The sequence below is a fragment of the Vibrio algicola genome (assembly GCF_009601765.2).
GTDB classification, from domain to species: Bacteria; Pseudomonadota; Gammaproteobacteria; order Enterobacterales; family Vibrionaceae; genus Vibrio; species Vibrio algicola.
Window position 1 is genome coordinate 2,394,194 of sequence record NZ_CP045699.1, and the last position, 23,984, is coordinate 2,418,177.

19 protein-coding genes are annotated in these 23,984 nt (G+C 43.0%); 10 read left to right on the forward strand and 9 right to left on the reverse strand.

The window, feature by feature from the left end:
- Positions 1–290: 290 nt before the first annotated feature.
- The 5 genes from GFB47_RS16825 to recQ form a co-directional block, all read right to left on the reverse strand.
- Positions 291–344, reverse strand: a complete 54-nt coding sequence (locus GFB47_RS16825; protein ID WP_446751389.1) for a hypothetical protein — start codon at positions 342–344, stop codon at positions 291–293.
- A 191-nt stretch (positions 345–535) separates the two neighbouring features.
- The gene (gene polA, locus GFB47_RS10965; protein ID WP_153447999.1) at positions 536–3,346 is read right to left on the reverse strand and encodes a DNA polymerase I; all 2,811 of its coding nucleotides are present in this window, start codon (positions 3,344–3,346) and stop codon (positions 536–538) included.
- An 864-nt stretch (positions 3,347–4,210) separates the two neighbouring features.
- Positions 4,211–4,942, reverse strand: coding sequence for a 7-cyano-7-deazaguanine/7-aminomethyl-7-deazaguanine transporter (locus GFB47_RS10970; RefSeq protein WP_153448000.1), 732 nt, complete (start codon positions 4,940–4,942; stop codon positions 4,211–4,213).
- Positions 4,943–5,164: 222 nt separating this feature from the next.
- Positions 5,165–5,470, reverse strand: coding sequence for a DUF3630 family protein (locus tag GFB47_RS10975; RefSeq protein ID WP_153448001.1), 306 nt, complete (start codon positions 5,468–5,470; stop codon positions 5,165–5,167).
- A gap of 2 nt (positions 5,471–5,472) precedes the next feature.
- On the reverse strand, positions 5,473–7,344 hold the full coding sequence (recQ, locus tag GFB47_RS10980) for an ATP-dependent DNA helicase RecQ (RefSeq protein WP_153448002.1): 1,872 nt from the start codon (positions 7,342–7,344) through the stop codon (positions 5,473–5,475).
- 262 nt (positions 7,345–7,606) lie between these two features.
- On the opposite strand from recQ, the gene rarD reads away from it, so the two are divergent.
- Both rarD and GFB47_RS10990 read left to right on the forward strand, forming a co-directional pair.
- A complete protein-coding gene (gene rarD / locus GFB47_RS10985; protein WP_153448003.1) occupies positions 7,607–8,611 on the forward strand; it encodes an EamA family transporter RarD in 1,005 nt (334 codons plus the stop codon).
- Positions 8,612–8,619: 8 nt separating this feature from the next.
- Positions 8,620–9,273 (forward strand): LysE family translocator, encoded by a 654-nt coding sequence (locus GFB47_RS10990; RefSeq protein ID WP_153448004.1) that lies wholly within the window; start codon positions 8,620–8,622, stop codon positions 9,271–9,273.
- Between the two features lie 898 nt (positions 9,274–10,171).
- On the opposite strand, the gene GFB47_RS10995 is transcribed toward GFB47_RS10990, so the two are convergent.
- Entirely contained in the window at positions 10,172–10,705 is a 534-nt protein-coding gene (locus GFB47_RS10995; protein WP_153448005.1) for a CpxP family protein, read from the reverse strand.
- Between the two features lie 327 nt (positions 10,706–11,032).
- On the opposite strand from GFB47_RS10995, the gene GFB47_RS11000 reads away from it, so the two are divergent.
- The 3 genes from GFB47_RS11000 (at position 11,033) to GFB47_RS11010 (ending at position 13,677) form a co-directional block, all read left to right on the forward strand.
- Positions 11,033–11,731, forward strand: coding sequence for a response regulator (locus tag GFB47_RS11000; protein WP_153448006.1), 699 nt, complete (start codon positions 11,033–11,035; stop codon positions 11,729–11,731).
- Positions 11,731–13,098: an envelope stress sensor histidine kinase CpxA gene (gene cpxA, locus GFB47_RS11005; protein ID WP_153448007.1), complete on the forward strand. Its 1,368-nt coding sequence runs from the start codon at positions 11,731–11,733 to the stop codon at positions 13,096–13,098. Before GFB47_RS11000 ends, cpxA begins: the two co-directional genes overlap by 1 nt.
- A gap of 99 nt (positions 13,099–13,197) precedes the next feature.
- The gene (locus GFB47_RS11010; RefSeq protein WP_153448008.1) at positions 13,198–13,677 is read left to right on the forward strand and encodes a tRNA (cytidine(34)-2'-O)-methyltransferase; all 480 of its coding nucleotides are present in this window, start codon (positions 13,198–13,200) and stop codon (positions 13,675–13,677) included.
- A 148-nt stretch (positions 13,678–13,825) separates the two neighbouring features.
- Here GFB47_RS11010 and GFB47_RS11015 read toward each other — a convergent pair whose 3' ends face one another.
- A complete protein-coding gene (locus tag GFB47_RS11015) occupies positions 13,826–14,356 on the reverse strand; it encodes an FxsA family protein (protein WP_153448009.1) in 531 nt (176 codons plus the stop codon).
- A 334-nt stretch (positions 14,357–14,690) separates the two neighbouring features.
- Between GFB47_RS11015 and aspA the strand changes: the two genes are divergently transcribed.
- Positions 14,691–16,136 (forward strand): aspartate ammonia-lyase, encoded by a 1,446-nt coding sequence (gene aspA, locus GFB47_RS11020; RefSeq protein ID WP_153448010.1) that lies wholly within the window; start codon positions 14,691–14,693, stop codon positions 16,134–16,136.
- Between the two features lie 111 nt (positions 16,137–16,247).
- Complete coding sequence (locus GFB47_RS11025) at positions 16,248–17,546, forward strand: anaerobic C4-dicarboxylate transporter (RefSeq protein WP_153448011.1); 1,299 nt, start codon at positions 16,248–16,250, stop codon at positions 17,544–17,546.
- A gap of 245 nt (positions 17,547–17,791) precedes the next feature.
- Here the strand turns inward: GFB47_RS11025 and GFB47_RS11030 are convergent, their stop codons facing one another.
- Both GFB47_RS11030 and prlC read right to left on the reverse strand, forming a co-directional pair.
- Entirely contained in the window at positions 17,792–18,409 is a 618-nt protein-coding gene (locus tag GFB47_RS11030; RefSeq protein WP_153448012.1) for a LysE/ArgO family amino acid transporter, read from the reverse strand.
- Positions 18,410–18,557: 148 nt separating this feature from the next.
- Positions 18,558–20,618: an oligopeptidase A gene (gene prlC, locus GFB47_RS11035; RefSeq protein ID WP_153448013.1), complete on the reverse strand. Its 2,061-nt coding sequence runs from the start codon at positions 20,616–20,618 to the stop codon at positions 18,558–18,560.
- Positions 20,619–20,842: 224 nt separating this feature from the next.
- On the opposite strand from prlC, the gene GFB47_RS11040 reads away from it, so the two are divergent.
- From GFB47_RS11040 to GFB47_RS11050, 3 genes are all read left to right on the forward strand, one after another.
- On the forward strand, positions 20,843–21,679 hold the full coding sequence (locus tag GFB47_RS11040; protein ID WP_153448014.1) for a 23S rRNA (adenine(2030)-N(6))-methyltransferase RlmJ: 837 nt from the start codon (positions 20,843–20,845) through the stop codon (positions 21,677–21,679).
- Between the two features lie 119 nt (positions 21,680–21,798).
- Positions 21,799–23,169: a glutathione-disulfide reductase gene (gene gorA / locus GFB47_RS11045; RefSeq protein ID WP_153448015.1), complete on the forward strand. Its 1,371-nt coding sequence runs from the start codon at positions 21,799–21,801 to the stop codon at positions 23,167–23,169.
- Between the two features lie 454 nt (positions 23,170–23,623).
- Positions 23,624–23,968: a hypothetical protein gene (locus tag GFB47_RS11050; RefSeq protein ID WP_153448016.1), complete on the forward strand. Its 345-nt coding sequence runs from the start codon at positions 23,624–23,626 to the stop codon at positions 23,966–23,968.
- The last annotated feature ends 16 nt before the right edge of the window (positions 23,969–23,984 follow it).

Sequence of the window (23,984 nt, forward strand, 5' to 3'; positions counted from 1 at the left end):
AAAGTTGAGACCTTTGCTATGATCTTGTTTTTACTTAAAAATTAATTTGAGAGTGGTCTTGTTTTTCTGTTATTTAATAACAAAAAAGTAAATAGCATTAATGCGATGATAAGTAACACCAAAACGATAGTCACCAGTGATTAACAACATGAGACAATCAATAATGATGAGCTCGTGATAAAACAGCGCCGAGATAAACACCACAGCTTAACCGTTTAAAAACAATAACTTAACTATTGTCACTAAATTTAAAGCAAAAAAAACGCCCCAGTCAAAACAGACTGAGGCGGCTAAAAACAGCTAAATCCAATAACGTGAAACAAAAGGTCTAAAAGATAGAACATCTTACCTTTGTACCCTACAACGATTAATTTACCGTAATTATGCTCAAATTCAAAGCTATTTATGTAATTAATTTTCATCTTTTTTGTTAAAATAACGATAAATAAAAACCGTTGATGACTTTATTTTAGAGTCAAAAAATTCACCGCGTGAGGTGGCTCTCTGTTTCTATGTAACAAATAGCGATATTGGCTTAGTGGGCTTGATCCCAGTTGTCTCCATGATCAAATTCTGCAATTAATGGCACTTTCAACTCAACCGCAGACTCCATTAATTGTTGTATTTTTACTTCAATTGCCGCCAGCGCCGTTTCTTTGACTTCAAACACCAATTCATCGTGTACTTGCATCAACAATTTCACCTCATCGTTGCCTTCCGCTTCAATCCACTGCGCCACCACTAACATCGCTTTTTTAATGATATCTGCAGCGGTGCCTTGCATTGGCGCATTGATCGCGGCGCGTTCTGCTGCTTTACGGCGCATGCCATTGCTCGATTTAATTTCAGGCAGATGTAAACGACGACCTAGAATAGTTTCAACATAGCCTTGCGCGGTGGCTTGTGAGCGAGTGTCTTCCATATATTGCATTACACCAGGGTAGCGTTCGAAATACACATCCATATATTGCTGCGCTTCGCCACGCGAGATCCCTAATTGTTTTGCCAAACCAAACGCGCTCATGCCATAAATCAAACCAAAGTTGACCGCTTTGGCTTGACGACGTTGTTCCGATGTTACTTGTTCGATAGCGACATTCATCACTTCTGCTGCGGTAGCCGAGTGAATATCTTTGCCTTGCGAGAAGGCTTCCAGCAAGGCTTTATCGCCAGAAAGGTGCGCCATAATACGCAATTCAATTTGCGAGTAATCGACCGCCAGAATTTTCCAACCATGTGGTGCAATGAAAGCTTGGCGAATACGACGTCCTTCTTCATTGCGGATCGGAATATTTTGTAAGTTAGGATCGGTCGAGGATAAACGTCCAGTGGCAGTCACCGCTTGATGATACGAGGTATGAACTCGACCAGTTTGCGGATTGATCATCTTCGGCAATTTATCGGTGTAAGTGGTTTTTAACTTAGCTAAGCTACGATGCTCTAGAATAAGTTTTGGCAATGGGTAATCTAACGCTAACTCTTGCAGCACTTCTTCATTGGTTGAAGGCGCGCCAGATGGGGTTTTCTTCACCACTGGTAGTCCCATTTTTTCAAATAAGATCGCTTGTAATTGTTTTGGTGAGCTTAAGTTAAACTCTTGCTCGGCCACGTCAAATGCCTTGGCTTGCAACTCATCTAAACGGGCAGCAATTTCTTGTGATTGAGCATTAAGTAGCATGTCGTCAATCATCACACCAGTGCGTTCGATTTTTGAGATCACCGGCACCAATGGCACTTCGATGTCTTTATAAATCGACAGCAGCTTTGGATCTTGCTGTAGCGCTGCCTGTAAACGGTTATGCAAACGCAAGGTTACATCCGCATCTTCTGCCGCGTATGGGCCACAATCTTCAATCGCTAGCTGATTAAAGGTTAATTGTTTTTTTCCTTTGCCCGCTAACGATTCAAATGAAATACAGCTATGTTGCAAGAAACGTAAGGCCAAGCTATCCATATCATGCTTGCCGCCCACGCTATTAAACACATAAGACGCCAACATGGTATCAAATTCGATGCCTTGCATTTCAATATCATAACGCGCCAAGACGCTCATATCGTATTTTAGATTCTGACCAACTTTGGCTTGTTTAGGATCTTCGAGGATCGGCTTAAGTTGCTCTAGCACCCAATCGCGATCAAGTTGTTGCGGAGCATCTAAATAATCATGCGCAACTGGCACATAAGCAGCCACGCCTTCTTCAGTGGCAAAAGATAAACCGACTAAGTTTGCCACCATGTAATCTAGGCTGTCCGTTTCAGTATCAAACGCAAACACCTCACAGGCTTTGAGTTTATCCAGCCATGACAGGAAGGTGTCTTTATCGAAAATAGTCTCATAAGCACTGCGGTCAATATTGGCAGCGCTCATATCAATTTCAAGAGCATCTGCGGTGGTGGCGGCCGTTTTCGTGCTCGCCGATGCGGTCGCTTTGACGCCATCAATAGCGGCAATTTTACCATCGCCGCCTTCAAGTAATTCATTCAACCATGACTTAAACGTCATCTCGCCAAACAGTTGGATCAATTCATCTTTATTCGGTTCAGTTTTACATAAACTTTCTGGGGTGCAGTCTAGCTCAACATCCAGTTTGATTGTTGCCAGTTGATAAGACATATCGGCGTTTTCTTTATTGTCTTCCAACTTCTTGGCCATGGTTTTTGAGCCACGGAATCCCAACTCGGCAATTTTATCTAAGTTTTGATAGATAGTTTCAATGCTGCCTAAGCCTTGCAATAGCGCCACTGCGGTTTTATTTCCCACCCCAGGAACGCCTGGAATGTTATCGACTTTATCGCCCATTAACGCCAAATAATCGATGATAAGTTCAGGCGGAAGGCCAAATTTTTCAATCACGCCTTTGCGATCCATTACCACGTTAGTCATGGTATTAATTAAGGTCACGTTATCGTCCACCAGCTGCGCCATATCTTTATCACCGGTACTGATCAACACTGGCATTCCGGCTTTCGATGCTTGTGACGCTAACGTGCCAATCACATCATCGGCTTCAACCCCACCCACACAAATTAACGGCAATCCCATCGCGCGAATAATATTGTGCAGAGGCTCAATCTGATCGCGTAATTCATGTGGCATCGACGGACGGTTCGCTTTGTATTCAGAATACATTTCATCGCGGAAGGTTTTGCCCTTGGCATCAAATACCACCGCAAAACGATCAGAAGAAAATTGACGCATCATGCTACGCAACATATTCACCACGCCATACACGGCATTGGTTTGAATATTGCCGTTATTCATACTTTCAGGGTAAGCATGAAAGGCACGATAAAGATAAGAAGAACCATCGATTAAGATCAGGGAGTTGTCAGCAATTGTTGCCATAGGGTTTGATATCCAAGCAAGATGATAAACAAAGAATGAGGCATAGGATGCCACGTCTGACAACTGGGATCTATTATCTCACTCGCTTTATATTCTTTTCTGGCGGCTTAAGTGTCTTCGTTTACTCCCATCGCTGTCACCTTCCTGTGGATAACCTTGTTGTTAACTTTTTGTCGTTATGTTTTTCAATGTCAAGATCTTTACTTGATTTATTTTAAATCGCATTAAATACAATTGGTTAACTTAAGTAGGATCATGTATAAAAAAAAAAAAACCTTTGGATCCTTTGTGGAAAACCTTTGATCGACAATAATTATGCTTGAAATTGTCCACTTAATGATGAGATTCATTCAGCGTTAAATTAAGCTTGAAGCTTGTTCAATTTGAATGCGCTGAAAACACGCGGCTTCATCCCTAGGTACTTGAAAAAAGCGCCAGACAAAAAAAAGGCCGACTTTGATAAGTCGGCCATGAGAACCAATACCTAAGTATTTTCTCAAAATACACTGGAAGCAATGTGAGCAATGTCGTGTCTAAAGATTAGTCGCTAGTCTCATTTGGGTGAGAGCTAAATACTTATTCCCTTTGACACGGTTAATAATAATCATTCTCACTTGAGAGTCAACAGTTAAATGCGAAATAATCTCATTTAGATAATCTATCATGCTTTAATTTGTTATATACCCAAGTAATACAATTCGATTTAATATTTGATCAATTTGCATACGCTGAAAAGACGCTGATCCGTCCTTGCTTGCTTGCTTGCTTGAGAAAAGACACAGGATTCATTTGGCTATATCGAAAAAAAACCAAGATCAAACGATCTTGGTTTCTATATAGAAGTAGAGGACTACTGCTCTGGCTTTAAGCGCTGGCTTCTAACTCTTGCTGACAAGTCACATTATTTACGCTAGTCAATTTCTTCATTAAGTAGTTCAGCAGCACGCCATACATAGGTACAAATAAGCCCAAACTGATCACTAATTTAACGCTGTAATCGACCAAAGCAATTTCGGTCCAATGTTGCGCCATAAAGGCATCGGTGCTCATATAAAAAGCAATCGAGAAGAAAGCCAAGGTATCGAGTGCATTACCAAATAAAGTCGAACAGGTTGGCGCTATCCACCATTGCTTCATTTGACGCAGACGGTTAAAAACGTGCACATCCATAATTTGGCCAAGCAAGTAAGCCATAAAGCTAGCGATCGCAATACGCGCGACAAATAAGTTAAATATTGCTAATTGAGCCCCCCCTTGGAAACTGCCTTGGAAAAATAAAACCGACAATATATAAGAGATAATTAACGCCGGCAGCATCACCCAAAAGATAATTCTTCTTGCCATACCTGCGCCAAAAATACGCACAGTTAAATCAGTAGCTAAGAAAATAAACGGGAAGGTAAATGCGCCCCAAGTGGTATGTAAACCAAATAAGGTAAATGGGATCTGGACTAAGTAGTTACTCGATGCGATCACCACAAGGTGAAAGATCACTAACCAAAACAAGGCTTTATTATTGCCCTTGGCTGAGTTTTGTTGCGCTGTAAATTGTGCAGGCGAAAACGCCGCCTGTTGAGTAGGAGTTTTGTTCGTCATATTGTGACCTTTTTTTAATGTATGGGGGCGAGGGAACCCATAATTCAGTGTTGCCAATGTGGTTGATAATACCAATTCCATAGATTTAATAATCGATCAAATAGGAACTTGAATTGGTATTTCATCTTGAAAGTTGGGCGATTATACCGAAATCACTCTTAGCTGCAAGTGTCGGTTTTTTACGCAAACGTTTACAACGGGTAAAGTAAATCGTGCGATGCTTTAACCGATCCCAATCGCAAACAACTTAGTCAGGTACTGTAATTCTTCACAGCCCGCTTGTGGTGATAACGCTTCTATCCACATGGTTTCGGAATAATGCTCTGCGCGTAGAAACAACTGACAGCCTTCAAAATCGAGCAACCACGAGTGTAAATCTGCATCACTTTGCTTTTCAATAATGGTAGCAGAAAGCACCGATACCAATCTTTCTCCAATCGGTGGGTAAGAGTCAAAATCAAAGCTGGGATTGATCAGAATGATACGCCCTGCTTGTGCATCAAATTCTCGTAAACTAAATGTCGCCATGCTTATCCTTCCCCTACCGTAAGGTGCTCTTGAATCACATCCAAAAAGGCATCGGCGTATTTTTCTAATTTACGCTGACCCACCCCATTCACCGCTAACATCTCACCGTACGAGGTTGGCAAAATATCGGCCATATCCACCAGCGTGGCATCACTAAACACCACATAAGGCGGCAAACCATCTTGATCGGCAATGGTTTTACGCAACTTACGCAGCTTGGCAAACAGCTTTTTATCGTAATTTTTGGTCGCCAGCTTATCATTTTTAGCCGAACGCACTGCGGTATCTAAACGCGGCACCGCCAACTGAAGCGCCATATCACCGCGCAATAATGGTCGTGCTTCTTCGGTTAATTGTAAGGTGGAATTGCGGGTAATATTTTGACTTAACATGCCTTTATGGATCAGCTGGCGCATAATGCTGACCCAGTAATCATGACTGTGCTCTTTACCGATACCGTAAGTGCTGAGCTTATCGTGACCATTTTCGCGAACCCGAATATTTTGCATGCCGCGCAACACTTCCACCACATAGCCAACACCAAACCCTTGATTAACGCGATACACACACGACAGCGCTTTTCTGGCCGCTTCGGTGCCATCAAAGTGCTTAGGAGGATCGAGGCAAATATCGCAGTTACCGCAAGGCTTGTGGCTGTATTCACCAAAGTAGTTGAGCAGCACTTGACGACGACAAGTTTGCGCCTCGGCAAAAGCGCTCATGGCATTGAGTTTATGGCTTTCAACTTGCTTTTGTGAGCCGTCTTCTTTTTCATCTAACATCCGGCGCAACCAACCCATATCGGCGGGATCATAGAGCATCACTGCTTCAGCTGGCAGACCGTCACGACCTGCGCGACCGGTTTCTTGGTAGTAAGATTCAATATTACGCGGGATATCAAAGTGCATCACAAAACGTACGTTCGGTTTGTTGATCCCCATGCCAAATGCCACCGTTGCCACCACCACTTGAATATCATCTTTTTGAAACGCTTCTTGCACATACGCCCGTTCATCGTTATCCATACCGGCATGATAACCCGCGGCGCGAATATGGTTATTGCACAGTTTTTCGGTCACCATTTCGACTTTTTTGCGGCTACCACAATAAATGATGCCGCACTGACCTTTTTGAGTGGCAAGGTAACGGATCACTTGTGACACTGGTTTGTGTTTTTCAAGCAAGGTATAGCGAATATTGGGCCGATCAAAACTGCCTAAATATTCTAAAGGGTGGTTCAATTCCAAGCGTGAAATGATGTCTTTACGAGTGGCTTCATCGGCCGTTGCGGTGAGCGCCATGACCGGAACGTGGGGGAAACGTTGCTTGATCTGTCCAAGTAGCGCGTATTCACGACGGAAATCATGTCCCCATTGAGAGATACAATGCGCTTCATCGACTGCAATCATACTCAGCGGTAAATGCTCCAAACGTTCGCTAAAATCACGGCTTAGGATGCGTTCTGGCGAGATATACACCATTTTCAGCTGACCGTTGTTCATGCGGTTATACACTTTGATCAGGGTTTCCCGATCCATTGAAGAGTTAATGCATTCTGCCGCCACACCATTGGCTTTCAATTGATCGACTTGGTCTTTCATTAACGAGATCAACGGTGAAATTACGATAGTTAATCCTGAGAATAATAACGCAGGCACTTGGTAACATAACGACTTACCGCCACCGGTTGGCATGATCACTAAGCTGTCTTGTCCGGCTAATACGCTGTCGATAACTTGTTGTTGTCCGATACGATAACTTTGATAACCAAACACATCACGCAAGATTTGAGCGGCATCGGGCGTGCTGGCTTGAACTGAGCTTTGTTGAGAAGACTCTGATGGGGAAGATTCAGCAGTAACAGACGCAGGCATATGATCTCAATACAAGTAAATAAAACACGCTAGACTCAGGATCTAACCAATCTTAATTGGCTAAATGGTCGGCTATTGTAGAGGGGTTTTGATCGGATTGAAACTTTATCATCAACTAACTTAACCTTGGCACTTAGGGGCTGTTGATCTTCCTTACCGATAAAAATAAGTTTTTTCATTCGGCATTGCTTTTCATTAGGTTATTCGCTTAACCACTTTTATACTTCCTCTTTATATTAATAAAATGGTAAATAACTCCGTTATGGATGATCAACTAAAACGCACTCAACAAGGCGTACTATTTGCAGTACTGGCCTATATCATGTGGGGCATTGCTCCCATTTATTTTAAAGCGCTCGGCGATGTCTCCCCTTTTGAAATCCTTTGTCATCGTGTGATTTGGTCATTTATTTTTCTAGCGGTACTTTTGTACTTCACCAAAGGTTGGGGGTTAATCAAAACCACGCTTAAATCAAAAACTAAAGTCCTGTATTTGTTAGTTACTTCGGTCACGATTGGGCTGAATTGGCTTATATTCATTTGGGCGATCAGTGTTGATCACATGCTCGACGCGAGTCTCGGTTACTATATTAATCCTTTGTTTAACGTTTTATTGGGGATGATTTTCCTTAATGAACAGCTGCGTAAAATGCAGTGGTTTGCCGTCGCACTTGCCAGCATGGGCGTGTTAGTACAATTGATTGTGTTTGGTTCGGTACCGATCATTGCGATTGGGTTGGCAGTCACATTTGGTATTTATGGCTTATTGCGTAAAAAGGTCAACTTAGACGCATTTACCGGATTATTTATTGAAACCTTAGTGCTACTGCCGGTCGCATTGGCCTATTTGTTTATCTTTGCCGACACCGCCACCAGCCATCTTACCAACAATCATTGGCAGCTTAACGCCCTATTGATTTCTGCCGGTATCGTCACCACTTTACCTTTATTATGTTTTGCCAGTGCCGCAGTGCGATTACGCCTTGCAACATTAGGTTTTATTCAATATATCGGTCCGAGTTTGATGTTCTTGCTGGCTGTATTTGTGTATGGCGAAGCCTTTACTTCCGACAAAATCATTACCTTTGCCTTTATTTGGGCAGCTTTGATTTTATTCACTTGGGATGGCTTAAACAATAATGCCAATAATAAGAAGCAAGCGGCGGTACTAAAACAAACCGCGCCATTAGATGTTGAAGTCACCACAGAAACGTTAGTCCAAGACATCAATAGCGCTGACAAAAACGCCAACCAACAAGGAAAGTAGCATTCAATATGAATGAAGTGAGCATCTTAATCACCTTAGCTACGGTGCATTTTATTGCATTAATGAGCCCAGGCCCCGACTTTGCGCTTATCGTGCAAAACACCAGTCATCACGGGCGAAAAACCGGTCTCACTATTGCGGCAGGGCTATCGGCTGGCATTTTAGTCCACTCGATTTTAAGCATTACTGGCATCAGTTATTTGGTGCAACAACATCCGACCTTGTTTTCGGTGGTGCAAATTTTAGGTGGCAGTTACTTACTGTATTTAGGATTTGGGGCTCTAAAAGGTTTATACCAGGCTAAGAAACATCCCGCAGGTGCAAGTATGAGCAGTAAGGCCAGCCGAGTATTAAACAATCAAAAACAAGCGTTTTCAAAAGGATTTATGACCAATATTTTAAATCCGAAAGCGTTGGTGTTTTTTATTAGCTTAATGTCCTCTTTGGTTCCCGCTTCAATGTCGATCGGGGGAAAAGTCTCCGCGGTATTTATTTTGTGGTTTTTGGCTTTATTCTGGTTTTCGTTATTGGCATGGCTACTTTCAACCAAACGCTTGCAACGTAAATTAGAAGCCTCTGCCCACTATATTGATGGCATTTGTGGGGTAGTTTTCACCTTAATTGGTTGCGCGATCCTGTGGCAAGCCATCTCTCATTTATAACAAAATGGCCATGATGCAGACTTTAGACTAGTAGCTTGTGCGAGATCTCTTACAAACAAGTAAGAATTTCATCATATATGTGCATCAAAAACACCACCCACCAAAGGTAAGGCATTGATACTTAAATGGATTTATATTTAACCCTATAATTCCATATCATTAATGTGAACTGACACCATTGTTCCGAGCTGATATATCCGTAATATTAACTCTGTCGGAAGGATGCTGACAGGAACAGGAAAGACCCAAGGATAGGTCATCTTCAGGATGAAGATTTGGATACTTAGGATTGAGTAACCAGCACGGAGCAAAATGGACATTGAATGGACGCAATCATTACTAGGATGGTAATGACTAAGGATAGACGATGGACACCTCAGGATTGAGGCAAGGATTAAACATCAGGATGATGTAAAGGACACCGCTCAAGGAACAAGTGATGCGCGCTAATTTAGGATAGATTAGCAGGCTAGGATAAGGCCAAGGACACCGCTAGGATGGCGATGAAAAGGAATACGCTGAAGGATACAGCACTGCTATCAAGGATTTGATGCATGGAGCACTACATAGTAGCCGGATTGCTGCGAGTAAGACTATAACCCCGAAGGGCTTCTGCCCCTCGGGGTTTTCTTGTTTTTAGCCACTGACAAACCTTAATTCCCAGCCTTGTTATGCTCTATACAGTTCCATCTCAATTAAGTGGTAATCGCCATTCCACCCAATAATTATACCCATTCGATAAATTTAATGATCGTTCAAAATTGAGTACAGAGAAAAGTGTTAAAGGAAACTCTGTCTTGGCTATCCATAGATCAAAAAAATCGAGACCCAAGCAGTCGCTCAAATCTCGATGTCATTATTGATAAGCACTCTAATTTAGAAACTCATGAGTGATCGCTTATTGTGCTTTTTTGTCTGCATGCGCTTCACGACGCTCTTTCATTTTCTGCCATTTTTGCATGCATTTTTCATGTTGCTCTGCTTGCAGTTTTGAGAAGTCTTGCTTTTGTGCAGTGGTTAATACGTTGAACATATCATGACGAGATTTCGCCATTTTCACTTGCTGATCAACTTGCTTAGTCGCCATCTCTTGCGCTAAAGATTTTACCGCTGCTTGATCAAAGTTATCTGCCATCACTAACTTCTGCATTTTTTGATGATCGATTTTGAAGTCTTGTTGATGCGCTTTAAAATCAGACTTCATTGCGGCGCGATCCGCTTGTCGCAAGTCTTTCATTTGTGTTTTTTGTGCGTCAGTTAAATCCAGTTGTTTCCAAATACCACGGTCCATATGGCATTGCTGACCAGGGTGTCCACCTTTTTTCCCTTGATGTCCATCCATGCCATGGTTATTTGCTAGAGCGGATACAGAACCCAATGCCAATGGCGCTGCAACCAATACGATGATGCTTTTTTTGATTAAAGATTTCATGTTAAACCTACCTTTGTCTATATGGGATGTTGAAATGAGCTTCTTTTCTATATCCTAAATAATTGAAGTTACAGTGAGGCGGCAAGTAAGCGAGGCCCCATGAGCTTAGCTAGCCTAAGTGATTGGGCTGAGTGCGCATCGCCAACAAAGCTGTAGCTTCAAGTAAGACGGATATATCTGTTGGATGTAATAATAGTGGCTACAACGTAAACAGGTGTATGCTTTGCGTAAAGGTATGTAAATCGATGTCAAAATAGTCGTTTTTGAATAAAAATCAGGGATAATTAAATCATCGGAGTTATCCCACTCTCTATTAAGGCTAGCGCTATGACCCACATTCTATTGGTTGATGATGATATTGAACTCATCGAACTCCTTAAAGATATTCTCACTTTAGAAGGTTTCACCGTTTCTCAAGCCCATAACGGTGAAGAAGGCTTAGCCAAACTCAGCGCGAATATTGATTTGATTCTTCTTGATATTATGATGCCCAAAATGAACGGTATGGAGATGCTGAAACAGTTACGTCAAAACTGGCATACTCCGGTGCTTATGCTTACCGCCAAAGGTGAGGAAGTGGATCGCGTAATCGGCTTAGAGCTCGGCGCGGACGATTATTTACCTAAACCGTTTAGTGATCGTGAACTACTTGCACGTATTCGCGCTATTTTACGTCGCACTCAAATCAATAAAACCGAGCCATCGGATATCACGCCGCATGGAATTGAAGTTTTCCCGGGTAAACAAGAGGCTTATTGTAAGGGACAACAATTGGATCTCACCACGACCGAGTTTTCATTGTTGCATTACTTCTTACAGCATATGGGTGAGTCGATCAGTAAAGAAACATTAAGCTTAGAGGTGCTGGGTAAGCGATTAAGCCCTTTTGATCGCGCCATTGATATGCATGTTTCTAATTTGCGTAAAAAACTGTCACTCAATCAAGAATCTGGTGAGAGTTATGATGACAAGCCGCTGATCAAAACGCTACGTGGACGCGGATATTTGATGGTTGAGGACAAATAATGAAGCTGCCTAAAATCTCGAGTTTATATGGGCGAATTTTTGCCATTTTTTGGCTGACTATGCTATTGGTGGTCATTGCCATCTTGACCGTATCAAACTTAGATCCTAGGCAACTGCATGATATTCCCGAGCAACCCTTAGCTCGCTTGCAACAACACGCTCAAAGTATTACGAAAAAATTTGAATCTGCACCATCATTGATGAAAGCAATACATGAGATCGATCATCAATATGACCGTGACAAACAAATTGATTTTTACTTTGCCAAAAGCAATGCCGACTGGGTACCTGCGATTCGAAGCGATAGAAAAAAAGCGTTAAATAACTTTATTACCTTGTCAGATATTGCCGGCAAACCTCAACAACGACTTTACAACCGATTAATGGTGGCAGGTCCTATTCCGGTGGTTATTGCTCACACCCCGCTTAAAATGTTTGTCACCATTCGTTGGCACCGCCCACCTCCGTTTTTATTGCAAATACTTGATCGTCCTGTGCAACTATTATTGGCAGTTATGCTCACCAGTACCCCTCTTTTATTGTGGCTGGCTTGGGCGTTAAGTCGCCCCGCAATGCGGCTTGAAAAAGCGGCGCAAAAAGTGGCGCTCGGTCAGCTTGAAGTGGATCCTAAGCTAGAGAAAGGTCCAACCGAATTTAAACAAGCCGGTGCCAGTTTTAACCAAATGGTGTTATCGATCAATAATATGATCCAAGGGCAGCAACGCTTATTATCTGACATATCTCATGAACTAAGATCGCCGTTAACTCGACTGCGGATGGCCAATGCTCTCGCCACTCGTAAGCAAGGTGAGAGCGCGGAATTAACCCGAATAGACACCGAAGCTGAGCGATTAGAGAGCATGATCAATGCGTTATTAGAGCTCTCTCGCAAGCAAGCGGATACTCATGAGGTGCGCCAACACTTGCTGGCCAATGAGTTATGGCAAGAAATGGTCAATGATGCCCAATTTGAAGCAGAACAAATGGGCAAAAAATTACACAGCAATAGCGTGCCAACTTGCTATTTAACCGGCACACCTTATCTACTGACTAGTGCGATAGAGAATGTGGTACGCAATGCGATTAAATACAGCCATCAGCAAATTTGGCTCAACTTCTCCTATCATCAAGATCATATCAGAATTGTAATTGAAGATGATGGCGAAGGGGTCGATGAATTGGAGCTGGAGGCCATTTTCCGTCCTTTCTATCGCGTATCGACCGCACGCGATCGGGATAGTGGTGGCGCGGGTTTAGGCTTGGCTATCACCAGTTCGGCGGTGCATCAACACAATGGCACCATTCAAGCAGCACATAGTCAGCGTGGCGGACTTGGGGTGACAATTACCCTACCAATTAATGCTTAGCGATATCCGTTTTATTGTCGCTGAAAACTGTATCTTGACGTTACTGGGTATATACTCGGCGGCATAGTTTTTCTCTTTCTAACATCACGAGTTGTTTTTATGTTTGATATTGCTTTATTTGAACCAGAAATTGCCCCTAATACTGGCAACATCATCCGTCTCAGCGCCAACTGCGGGGCAAACTTGCATTTAATTGAGCCATTAGGATTCGATTTAGAAGAGAAGAAAGTGCGTCGTGCTGGGCTGGATTATCATGATATCGCGCGCGTAAAACGCCACAAAGATTACGCCGCATTTCTTGAATATCTACAACAAGAGAAAGGCGACGATGTGCGTATTTTTGCCTGCACCACCAAAACCACTGGCCATCATGTTGATGCGCAGTTTAAAGCGGGTGATGTGTTGTTATTTGGCCCAGAGACTCGGGGCTTACCAGCGGAAATCATCGAAGGACTACCAATGGAGCAACGTATTCGCATTCCTATGATGGCCGAAAGTCGCAGTTTGAATTTATCCAATGCCGTCGCCATCATTGCGTTTGAAGCATGGCGACAAATGGATTTTGGTGGCGCGCAATAATATCGGCAAATGCCGGCTAATTTAGCACTAAAAAAAGACAAGAACTTCGGCTCTTGTCTTTTTTTGTTGGTCATCACTATTGCCGCTATTTAGCTGTCGTTCCTAAACCCATTGCAGAATTTAGGGACCGAGCAAGTTTTAAGTGGAATTACTTATCTAGCCGCTTATCTTGATCGGCTTTCTTTTCATATTCACCTTCAAACACATCGCCTTGTTGGTTTTGGTTGGTATCGCCAAACGGATTATGTGCATCACCGGATTGAAAGCCACCCGATTGGAAGCCGCCACTTTGAAAACCACCACCAAATGGACCGCTGGCAGGGTTCACTTTGACTCGCTTCATTAATTGCTTGGCTAACATCGCGCGTGGAGCCGGTAACAAGACCACCATACCTAAAAAGTCAGTCATAAAGCCCGGCGTTAATAACAACACACCTGCAACAGCTAACATCACGCCTTCGACGATTTGTTGTGCGGGCAGTTCACCTTGTTGCATCCGTGATTGCACCGACATTAAAGTTTGAATACCTTGGCTACGCACTAAAGACGCGCCCACAATGGCTGTGGTTAGCACAATCGCAATGGTCGGCCATAAACCTATCGCGCCACCGACTTGAATAAACAGCGTAATTTCAACAATAGGGACACATATAAATAACACTAATAAAACAGTAAACACAGGCACCTCCAATAATCGTAAACTCAGTGTATGCTTTCATGATCAAGACAACAAATAATAACCACAACAAAACGTAACTTATCGTTTACAACCCTTACAATATAAGATTACCACCATCAAACGGCCGTTTTTAAACCTGCAAAAAATAAGTGTTCTCATTATGCTCAGATAAATAATTATAGGTGTTGAAAAGTTTGATCTAGGATCTATTTTTGTGCAATTAAAGGGGTATGATTGCAGCCAGAAAAAAACAGCCTATTGTTCCCATGAATGGATTCTAAGTAACACGGCAAATATTGTATTTATTAAGCTTATATGCTTGAGGTCCAAATTAATGACAAATCCAATTATTGACACTCCTGTTCAGCAATTTCGTATCGAAGAAGATCTTCTTGGCCAACGTGAAGTTCCAGCTGAAGCGTATTACGGCATTCACACTATTCGCGCAATCGAAAACTTCAATATCTCAAACAATACCATTTCTGATGTGCCTGAATTTGTTCGCGGCATGGTAATGACCAAAAAAGCGGCGACTCTAGCCAACAAAGAAATCGGCGTACTGCCTGCTGATATCAGTGATTTCATCATTCAAGCGTGTGACGTTATTCTGACTACTGGCAAATGCATGGATCAATTCCCATCAGACGTATTCCAAGGTGGTGCGGGCACTTCTGTTAACATGAACACTAACGAAGTCATTGCCAACCTTGCACTTGAGTTAATGGGCAAGCAAAAAGGTGAATACCAATTCATCAACCCAAATGATCATGTAAACAAGAGCCAATCCACTAACTGTGCTTATCCTACCGGTTTCCGCGTATCGGTTTACAGTAGCATCTTAAAAACCATTGAAGCAGTCGCTTACCTAAAAGAAGCCTTTGATCTTAAAAGCACTGAATTTGACGGCATCTTGAAAATGGGTCGCACCCAATTACAAGACGCAGTACCAATGACAGTTGGTCAAGAATTCCACGCTTGGTCTGTGACTCTAAATGAAGAAATTCGTAACTTAGATTACATTTCTAAATTATTGTTAGAAGTAAACTTAGGCGCAACCGCTATCGGTACCGGCCTTAACGCCGCGCCTGAATACCAAGCATTAGCAGTTAAACATTTAACGGAAGTAACGGGTTTTGAATGTGTTGCAGCGGAAGACTTGATCGAAGCAACCTCTGACTGTGGCGCTTATGTCATGGCTCACGGCGCACTAAAACGCCTAGCGATTAAACTGTCTAAAATCTGTAACGATTTACGTCTACTTTCTTCTGGTCCTCGTACTGGCTTAAATGAAATCAATTTGCCAGAACTGCAAGCCGGTTCTTCTATCATGCCAGCAAAAGTGAACCCAGTGATCCCAGAAGTGGTTAACCAAGTGTGCTTTAAGGTTCTTGGTAATGACACCGCACTGTCTTTTGCAGCCGAAGGCGGTCAATTACAGTTGAACGTGATGGAACCTGTGATCGCACAATGCATGTTTGAATCATTAGAAATACTGAAAAATGCCTGTGTAAACCTACGCGACAAATGTGTTGATGGCATCACCGTCAATAAAGAGGTTTGTGAAGCGTACGTATTTAATTCTATCGGTATCGTGACTTACTTAAACCCATACATTGGCCACCACGAAGGCGACATCGTCGGTAAGATTTGTGCTGAAACCGGTAAGAGCGTGCGTGAAATTGTACTCGACCGTGGTTTACTGACTGAAGATCAACTCGATGAGATCTTCTCGCCAGAAAACCTAATGCACCCACAATATAAGGCAAAACGTTATAACTAATATTTGCCTGTATTGATTAAGCATTAATTCAATGGAGGCAATAACTTGCCTCCATTGTCATATCTAATTCAAGATAAATTAGAAACCGTATTCTATAAAAGGAACACTGTTATGTTGATACAATTATTTATTGTTCTGTTATTTATTTACCTCGGAGCCAGAATTGGTGGCATAGGTATTGGTTTTTCTGGTGGGGCAGGTGTTATTGCTCTTACTATGTTTTTTGGGGTGGATGCTGGTAGTATCCCGATCGATGTTATCTTAATTATTGCTTCCGTTATTACTGCTATCGCGGCAATGCAAGTCGCGGGTGGGATGGATTGGTTGGTTAAATTAGCCGAACAATTTCTACGTAAAAACCCCAAACGTATTACTTTTTACGCGCCTATTGTGACTTATTTTATGACGTTACTGGCTGGCACTGGTCATACAGCTTTTTCTACCTTGCCGGTTATTGCTGAAGTAGCAAAAGAGCAAGGTGTTCGACCTTCTCGTCCATTATCGATTGCCGTTATTGCTTCACAAATTGCAATTACTGCTTCTCCTATCTCTGCTGCTGTGGTCTTTTTTGCTGGTATTTTGGAGCCATTAGGTGTGAGTTATCTACATCTACTCGCCGTTTGTATTCCAACCACATTCCTTGCTTGTATGGTGGGGGCATTTGTTGCCAACTTTATGGGGTGTGAACTAAAAGATGACCCTATTTATCAAGACCGCATGGCGAAAGGTCTGATTAAAATAAAAGAAGTTAAATCGACCGTGACTACCGCGGCAGCTAAACGCTCTGTCTATATTTTTGCTGCAGCAATTGTGTTTGTTGTCATTTATGCAACCTTGATCAGTGGATCAGTAGGGATAATTGAGCATCCTCATATTGGTCGTAACGAAGCCATCATGGCTATCATGCTGACCGCAGCAGCGGCAATTGTCACGCTATGTAAAATTGATGCTGCTGAGATTTCATTAGCTGCCACCTTCCGCTCAGGAATGAGTGCATGTATCTGTGTTCTTGGTGTGGCTTGGCTAGGAGATACCTTTGTGTCTGCTCACATCGTAGAAATTAAGCACTTTGCAGGTGACTTACTACAACAATATCCATGGATGCTAGCAATCACGCTATTTTTTGCCTCTATGCTGCTTTATTCACAAGGGGCAACAACAACAGCATTAATGCCTGCAGCGCTCGCAATTGGTGTCGCACCTCTTACCGCTGTCGCATCATTTGCAGCAGTAAGTGCATTATTTGTACTGCCAACTTACCCAACATTATTGGCGGCAGTCGAAATGGATGACACTGGTTCAACACGAATTGGTAAGTGGGTATTTAACCACCCATTTATAATCCCTGGTGTTGTCACTATTGCGTCATCGGTAGCGCTTGGTTTCCTATTTGGTGGCATGATTCTTTAGAATTACCACTCGATTAAATACCGCTACCACTTAAAAAAAGGAAGGAGCCACTCGCTCTTTCCTTTTTTATTGCCTACACATCTACAGAACTAATTCCAATTCAACTTAATACCTGATCAAGTTGAATACTCCGAAAAGACGCTGTCCCGTTCTGGTCGCTTGAGAAAAGGCCGTCCATGGCCTTTTACACTTTTCTCTGCATCCAATTTTTATAGCTCATAAAATCACTGGAATTGGTATAAATATCAACTCACAAACGGCTTAGCTAATCCAAAGGCAATTGAGAACATGATCAGCGCAATAATCGAATCCAACACTTGCCACGTTTTCGGTTTCGCAAAAATAGGGATTAATTTTTTCGCCACATACGCTAAGCCATAAAACCAAATAGCAGAAGCGGTTAACGCCCCAATCAAGAACCACTTTTTTTCTTCAAAGCTCAATGACGAAGTAATGCCGCCCAGCACCACGATAGTATCCAAATACACATGTGGATTTAAAAACGTCATCGCGAGTGTCATTAATGCCACTGCCACCCAATTACGGTTGACCTCACCATTATCAATATCGAGATGACTTTGCCCACGCCACGCCGATTTGGCTGATATAAAACCATACCAACAAAGGAAACCAATTCCGAATAGGGTTAATCCTTTGGTGAGAAGCGGGGATTGCTCCATTAACGCCCCAACCCCTAATACACCGGTGCTAATCAGTAATATATCGCCTAAAAAACAAATACTCGCCACCAGCATCACATAGTTATTTTTTAAACCCGACTTCAATAAAAAAGCATTTTGGCTGCCAATCGCGACAATTAAACTGCCGGAGACAAACGCTCCTTTTAAGGCTACTGCTAACATTTTTCTGTCCTTAGATGTCACCCATGAATTTCCATTTTATTTGCAGAGTATAAATGAGATGAAATTTTTAGGTAAAAAAAAGCCCCGAGCTTTCACCCGAGGCTTACGACTTCGTTTATTTTAACCTTTTGCCAATGAAAACTAATGCTTAGCCTTCAATTCCGGCATGACGCAATAACGCATCAATTTTAGGTTCACGGCCACGGAAGCGTTTGAATAGTTCCATTGGCTCCTCACTGCCACCCATTTCTAGGATGTTATTTAAGAAACTTTGACCGGTTTGTTGATTGAAAATGCCTTCTTCTTCAAAACGAGAGAATGCATCACTTGAAAGCACTTCTGCCCATAAGTAGCTGTAGTAACCCGCACTATAACCACCTGCAAAAATATGGCTGAAAGCATGAGAGAATCGGTTCCACTCAAGGCTTGGCAGAACCGCCACTTTGGCTTTGACTTCCGCCAAAGTTTCCAGCACTTTTGCGCCCACTTCTGGATCGTATTGTGAATGCAGCGTGAAGTCGAATAGGCCGAACTCTAACTGGCGCAAAATAAACATCGCCGATTGGAAGTTCTTGGCCGCTAGCATTTTATCTAGCATCGCTTTTGGCAATGGTTCGCCAGTTTGATAATGACCTGAAATAAAGGCCAATGCTTGCTCTTCCCAACACCAATTTTCTAAGAACTGACTTGGCAATTCAACCGCATCCCAAGGCACGCCATTAATGCCCGACACATCGGCCACTTCCACTTGAGTTAACATGTGGTGGATACCATGACCGAATTCGTGGAATAACGTCACCACTTCATCGTGGGTAAACAAAGCGGGCTTATCACCGATTGGCTTATTGAAGTTACAGGTTAAATACGCCACCGGAGACTGAATGTTTCCTTGTTTATCACTTAGGCTACGACGCACCCTGCAATCGTCCATCCAAGCGCCGCCACGTTTATGTTCACGCGCATATAAATCTAAGTAAAAACTGCCACGCAATTGACCTTGGCTGTCTTTAATTTCAAAAAAACGTACTGATTCGTGCCAAATTTCAATGTCTTGTTTTTCGGTGACTGTCATGCCGAACACGCGGCTTAATACTTCAAATAAACCCGACACCACTTTTGACTCAGGGAAGTAAGGACGTAATTCTTCATCTGAGATTTGGAACAATTTTTGTTTTTGTTTTTCGCTGTAGTAACCAATATCCCACAGGTTTAATTCGCTGACGCCACATTCTTGCTCAGCAAATTGACGCAATTGCTCAACTTCTTTCTCGCCTTGTGGTTTTGCTTTTAATGCTAAATCATTTAAGAAACCCATCACTTGAGCTGGGTTTTCGGCCATTTTAGTCGACAATGATTTTTCTGCGTAAGAAGCAAAGCCCAATAAACGAGCCACTTCATGGCGCAGTTTTAGCTCTTCTGCCATGATCTCGGTGTTATCCCATTTGCCAGCATTGGGACCACGATCCGAAGCGCGAGTCACAAATGCTTCATACATTTCTTGGCGCAGTGCTTGGTTGTCACAATAAGTCATCACTGGAATGTACGATGGCATTTCAAGTGTCAGCAACCAACCGTCAAGTTCTTTCGCTTCCGCATTGGCTTTGGCGGCCGCCATGGCCGATTCTGGCATACCAACTAAATCGGCTTCTTCGGTAATGTGCTTAGACCAACCCATAGTGGCATCAAGGACATTATTTGAAAACGTTGAACCTAATTCAGACAAACGCTTACTGATCTCACCATAACGTTTTTGTTCATCGGCAGGGAGTGCAATACCCGATAATTCAAAGTCACGCAATGCATCGGTGATCGCTTTTTGCTGCGCGGTATTTAAGCGCGCAAACTCTTGGCCGGTTTTAATCGCTTTATAAGCATCGTACAAGCCTTTGTGTTGACCAACCCAAGTACCGTATTCTGACAATAACGGCAAACAAGCTTCATACACTTCACGCAATTCAGGGCTATTTTTAACCGAATTAAGATGCCCAATTGGCGACCAAATTCGACTTAAGCGATCATCGGTTTCAGTTAATGGCTGGCAGATAGAATCCCAAGTTGGCGCATCACCCGTCGCTAATACCGCTTCCACTTGAGCTCGACAATCGGCAATCGCTTGCTCAACAGCGGGTAAAACATGATGGGGTTGAATATGAGAAAATGGCGGCAAACCATCAGCCGATTGGGTAAAAGTAAGTAACGGATTTGACATGAAGGCTTCCTTAATCGTGAATTGAGATCACAGCTTTTTTATCGCTTTATACTGATTAAATGTAGCCGATCGATGCTAATTTCAATGGGCGGATAAAGAAAAAGCAAAAGCCTTTTCAGTCGCGGCACACGAAAAAATAAATTGGCTGATTTTTTGTCACGCATATCGAGCTGATTTTCTGTATCATGGAAAACAATAATACCCCCTTTTAAAAGAGATATTTCATGCTGAGTTATCGTCATAGCTTCCATGCTGGCAACCATGCCGACGTAGTTAAACACATAGTACAAAGCTTAATTCTTGATGCACTGAAGCAAAAAGATAAGCCATTTGTCTATCATGATACTCATGCGGGTGTCGGTCGTTATGACTTGACCCATGAATGGTCTGAAAAAACCGGTGAATACAAACAAGGTATTGCTCGTATTTGGGATACGGCTCAACCGGAAGAAGTAAGCAGTTACTTACAAGCGGTGACCAATCTTAATCACGGAGAAGAATTGCGTTATTACCCCGGCTCTCCTCGGGTCGCACGCGCTCATTTGCGCCCTAACGATCGCATGGTATTAACCGAATTACACCCAAGTGACTTTCCATTGCTTGAACAAGAGTTTCATCGTGATCGCCAAGTGTCGATGCATCAAAAAGATGGCTTTGCCCATTTAAAAGCCTGCTTACCACCAAAAGAGCGTCGTGGTTTAGTCTTAATCGATCCTCCTTATGAATTAGCCCATGAATACCAAGACGTAGTCAAAGCGATTGCTCAAAGCTATAAACGCTGGTCAACTGGGGTGTATGCCATTTGGTATCCGGTGGTGTATCGCAGCAATATCGATGACATGCTGGAAGGTTTGCAAGATCTCGGCATTCGCAAGATTTTACAAATTGAACTGGGCGTATCACCCGACAGCGAAGAGCGTGGCATGACGGCCTCTGGCATGATCGTGATAAACCCACCGTGGAAACTCGAAAGCCAAATGCGGGATATTTTGCCGCGATTACAACAAGCGATCGCACCTGCAACCGGCTTTTCTAAAGTAGAATGGATCGTTCCTGAATAAAATAATTTGGGGTTGCGGTTCATCTTAGCTACCCCCATTAATGATAAATAGACCATAGCAAAATTCACTCGCATGCCGACCAAAACGGACATGCCTTAAACACAGTTACGGAGAACACAATGACAACGCATTTTGATTACATTTGTATTGGTGGCGGCAGTGGTGGCATAGCTTCAGCTAACCGCGCGGCAATGTACGGCGCGAAAGTCGCGTTAATTGAAGCGCAAGATTTGGGCGGCACTTGTGTCAACGTTGGCTGTGTACCGAAAAAAGTGATGTGGCATGGCGCGCAAGTAGCAGAAGCGATCAACCTATATTCAAAAGATTACGGTTTTGATGTCGACGTTAAAAGCTTCAACTGGGCCAAAATGGTTGAAAACCGTCAAGCTTACATTGGCCGTATTCATCAATCTTACGATCGCGTATTGGGTAACAACAAAATCAATGTCATTCGTGGCTTTGCGCGATTTGTTTCAGGAGATGGTGTCGATAAGAAAACGGTCGAAGTCAATGGTGAGCTTTACACTGCCGATCATATTTTAATTGCCGTCGGTGGTCGTCCAACCATTCCAAACGTGCCAGGCGCAGAGCACGGTATTGATTCAAACGGTTTCTTTGAAATCACCGAACAACCTAAACGTGTGGCCGTGGTTGGTGCGGGTTATATTGCGGTTGAAATCGCTGGAGTATTAAGCGCATTAGGCACAGAGACTCATTTATATGTGCGTAAAGAATCACCACTACGTAGTTTCGATCCGATGATCATCGACACTCTGGTTGAAGTCATGGACGCAGAAGGGCCGACTTTACATACTCACTCAGTACCAAAAGAAGTGGTCAAAGAAGCTGATGGCAGCCTAACGCTGCACCTTGAAAACGGTGAAAGCCAAAACGTCGACACTTTAATTTGGGCGATTGGTCGCCATCCTGCAACCGATGCGATTAACTTAGATGTCACTGGCGTTGCCACCAACGATCGTGGTTACATCAAAGTCGACCAATACCAAGAAACCAATGTCAAAGGTATCTATTGTGTTGGGGATATTATGGAAGGTGGCGTTGAGCTCACACCCGTTGCGGTTAAAGCCGGTCGTCAGCTATCTGAACGTCTATTTAACGGCAAAACCACGGCTAAAATGGATTATGACCTGATCCCAACCGTGGTCTTCAGCCATCCACCCATTGGTACTATCGGGGTAACCGAAGCGGAAGCCGTGGCCAAATATGGTCAAGAAAACGTCAAAATTTACCAGTCGGGCTTCACAGCAATGTACACAGCCGTGACACAGCACCGTCAACCGTGTAAAATGAAGCTCGTTTGTGCAGGTGACGATGAAAAAGTGGTCGGCTTGCATGGCATTGGCTTTACCGTTGATGAAATGATCCAGGGTTTTGCAGTGGCGATGAAAATTGGCGCCACTAAAGCAGACTTTGATGCGGTGGTTGCGATCCACCCAACCGGTAGTGAAGAATTCGTTACCATGAGGTAAATCGCTAACAATGCCGTCAAAATAATTGACGCTGCAAGTAAGACAAGTATAAATCACGTAGTAATAAGGCGATTGAACTGCCTATATAAATTGACGTGATTTTCAGGAGCCGCAAATTATGGACCCCAAGCAAGAATCTCTTGCTTGGGGTTTTTCTTTTTTTAAGATCCATACATCAGACCAATAACAACAATAATAACCTACGGATGATGAATGTTTCTCCCTTTTGGGATTCAAATCGTTTATATGACTTTATTTTTTACTAACCACAAGTTAACCCATGCAATTCAAGTAATTGGATTAAGTGTCTTAGCTTTATTTAGTTTTCATAGCTTGGCTGAAACCTCCACGGTATCAGGAACTTCTGACATCCTGACAAACAGTAATCGCAGTATTATGTTACAACACGCACCTGACGGACGATAGCGGTGTTGGCCGCCCTTCTCAAACGTTTATGAAGACCTCAAAACGAGAAGCACTCGATGCGGTGTTTGGTGGTGAGCTCAGTTACGATTGGTATAAAGACAGCGATTTAAGCTCAACAGCAGATCAAATTGTCGGATTAGAGTCCGATGATGGCAGTATTGGGGTTAGCGCCCTCACCGGTTTACGCTACAGCATTACCGACAAGCTAGAAAGTGGCGTAAATATTGGCGCGAAATACGCTTACGACCGAACCTATCTACAAACATCGGCGGATATGACGTATTACTTTACCGAAAACATCGCCATTGGTGGTGAAGTGAACTACGATGATCAGGTCCCTCATATTGGATTTTTCCTTAAGATCAGTAATTAACTCATTAATAAGGTCG

Coding starts and splice junctions, on each gene's coding strand:
- GFB47_RS11010 (WP_153448008.1), top strand. CDS start 13,198: ATGTTTGATATTGCTTTATTTGAACCAGAAATTGCCCCTAATACTGGC.
- GFB47_RS11050 (WP_153448016.1), top strand. CDS start 23,624: ATGAAGACCTCAAAACGAGAAGCACTCGATGCGGTGTTTGGTGGTGAG.
- rarD (WP_153448003.1), top strand. CDS start 7,607: ATGGATGATCAACTAAAACGCACTCAACAAGGCGTACTATTTGCAGTA.
- GFB47_RS11030 (WP_153448012.1), bottom strand. CDS start 18,409: ATGTTAGCAGTAGCCTTAAAAGGAGCGTTTGTCTCCGGCAGTTTAATT.
- GFB47_RS11025 (WP_153448011.1), top strand. CDS start 16,248: ATGTTGATACAATTATTTATTGTTCTGTTATTTATTTACCTCGGAGCC.
- GFB47_RS10995 (WP_153448005.1), bottom strand. CDS start 10,705: ATGAAATCTTTAATCAAAAAAAGCATCATCGTATTGGTTGCAGCGCCA.
- GFB47_RS10990 (WP_153448004.1), top strand. CDS start 8,620: ATGAATGAAGTGAGCATCTTAATCACCTTAGCTACGGTGCATTTTATT.
- GFB47_RS11040 (WP_153448014.1), top strand. CDS start 20,843: ATGCTGAGTTATCGTCATAGCTTCCATGCTGGCAACCATGCCGACGTA.
- aspA (WP_153448010.1), top strand. CDS start 14,691: ATGACAAATCCAATTATTGACACTCCTGTTCAGCAATTTCGTATCGAA.
- polA (WP_153447999.1), bottom strand. CDS start 3,346: ATGGCAACAATTGCTGACAACTCCCTGATCTTAATCGATGGTTCTTCT.
- GFB47_RS11000 (WP_153448006.1), top strand. CDS start 11,033: ATGACCCACATTCTATTGGTTGATGATGATATTGAACTCATCGAACTC.
- GFB47_RS10970 (WP_153448000.1), bottom strand. CDS start 4,942: ATGACGAACAAAACTCCTACTCAACAGGCGGCGTTTTCGCCTGCACAA.
- recQ (WP_153448002.1), bottom strand. CDS start 7,344: ATGCCTGCGTCTGTTACTGCTGAATCTTCCCCATCAGAGTCTTCTCAA.
- prlC (WP_153448013.1), bottom strand. CDS start 20,618: ATGTCAAATCCGTTACTTACTTTTACCCAATCGGCTGATGGTTTGCCG.
- gorA (WP_153448015.1), top strand. CDS start 21,799: ATGACAACGCATTTTGATTACATTTGTATTGGTGGCGGCAGTGGTGGC.
- cpxA (WP_153448007.1), top strand. CDS start 11,731: ATGAAGCTGCCTAAAATCTCGAGTTTATATGGGCGAATTTTTGCCATT.
- GFB47_RS10975 (WP_153448001.1), bottom strand. CDS start 5,470: ATGGCGACATTTAGTTTACGAGAATTTGATGCACAAGCAGGGCGTATC.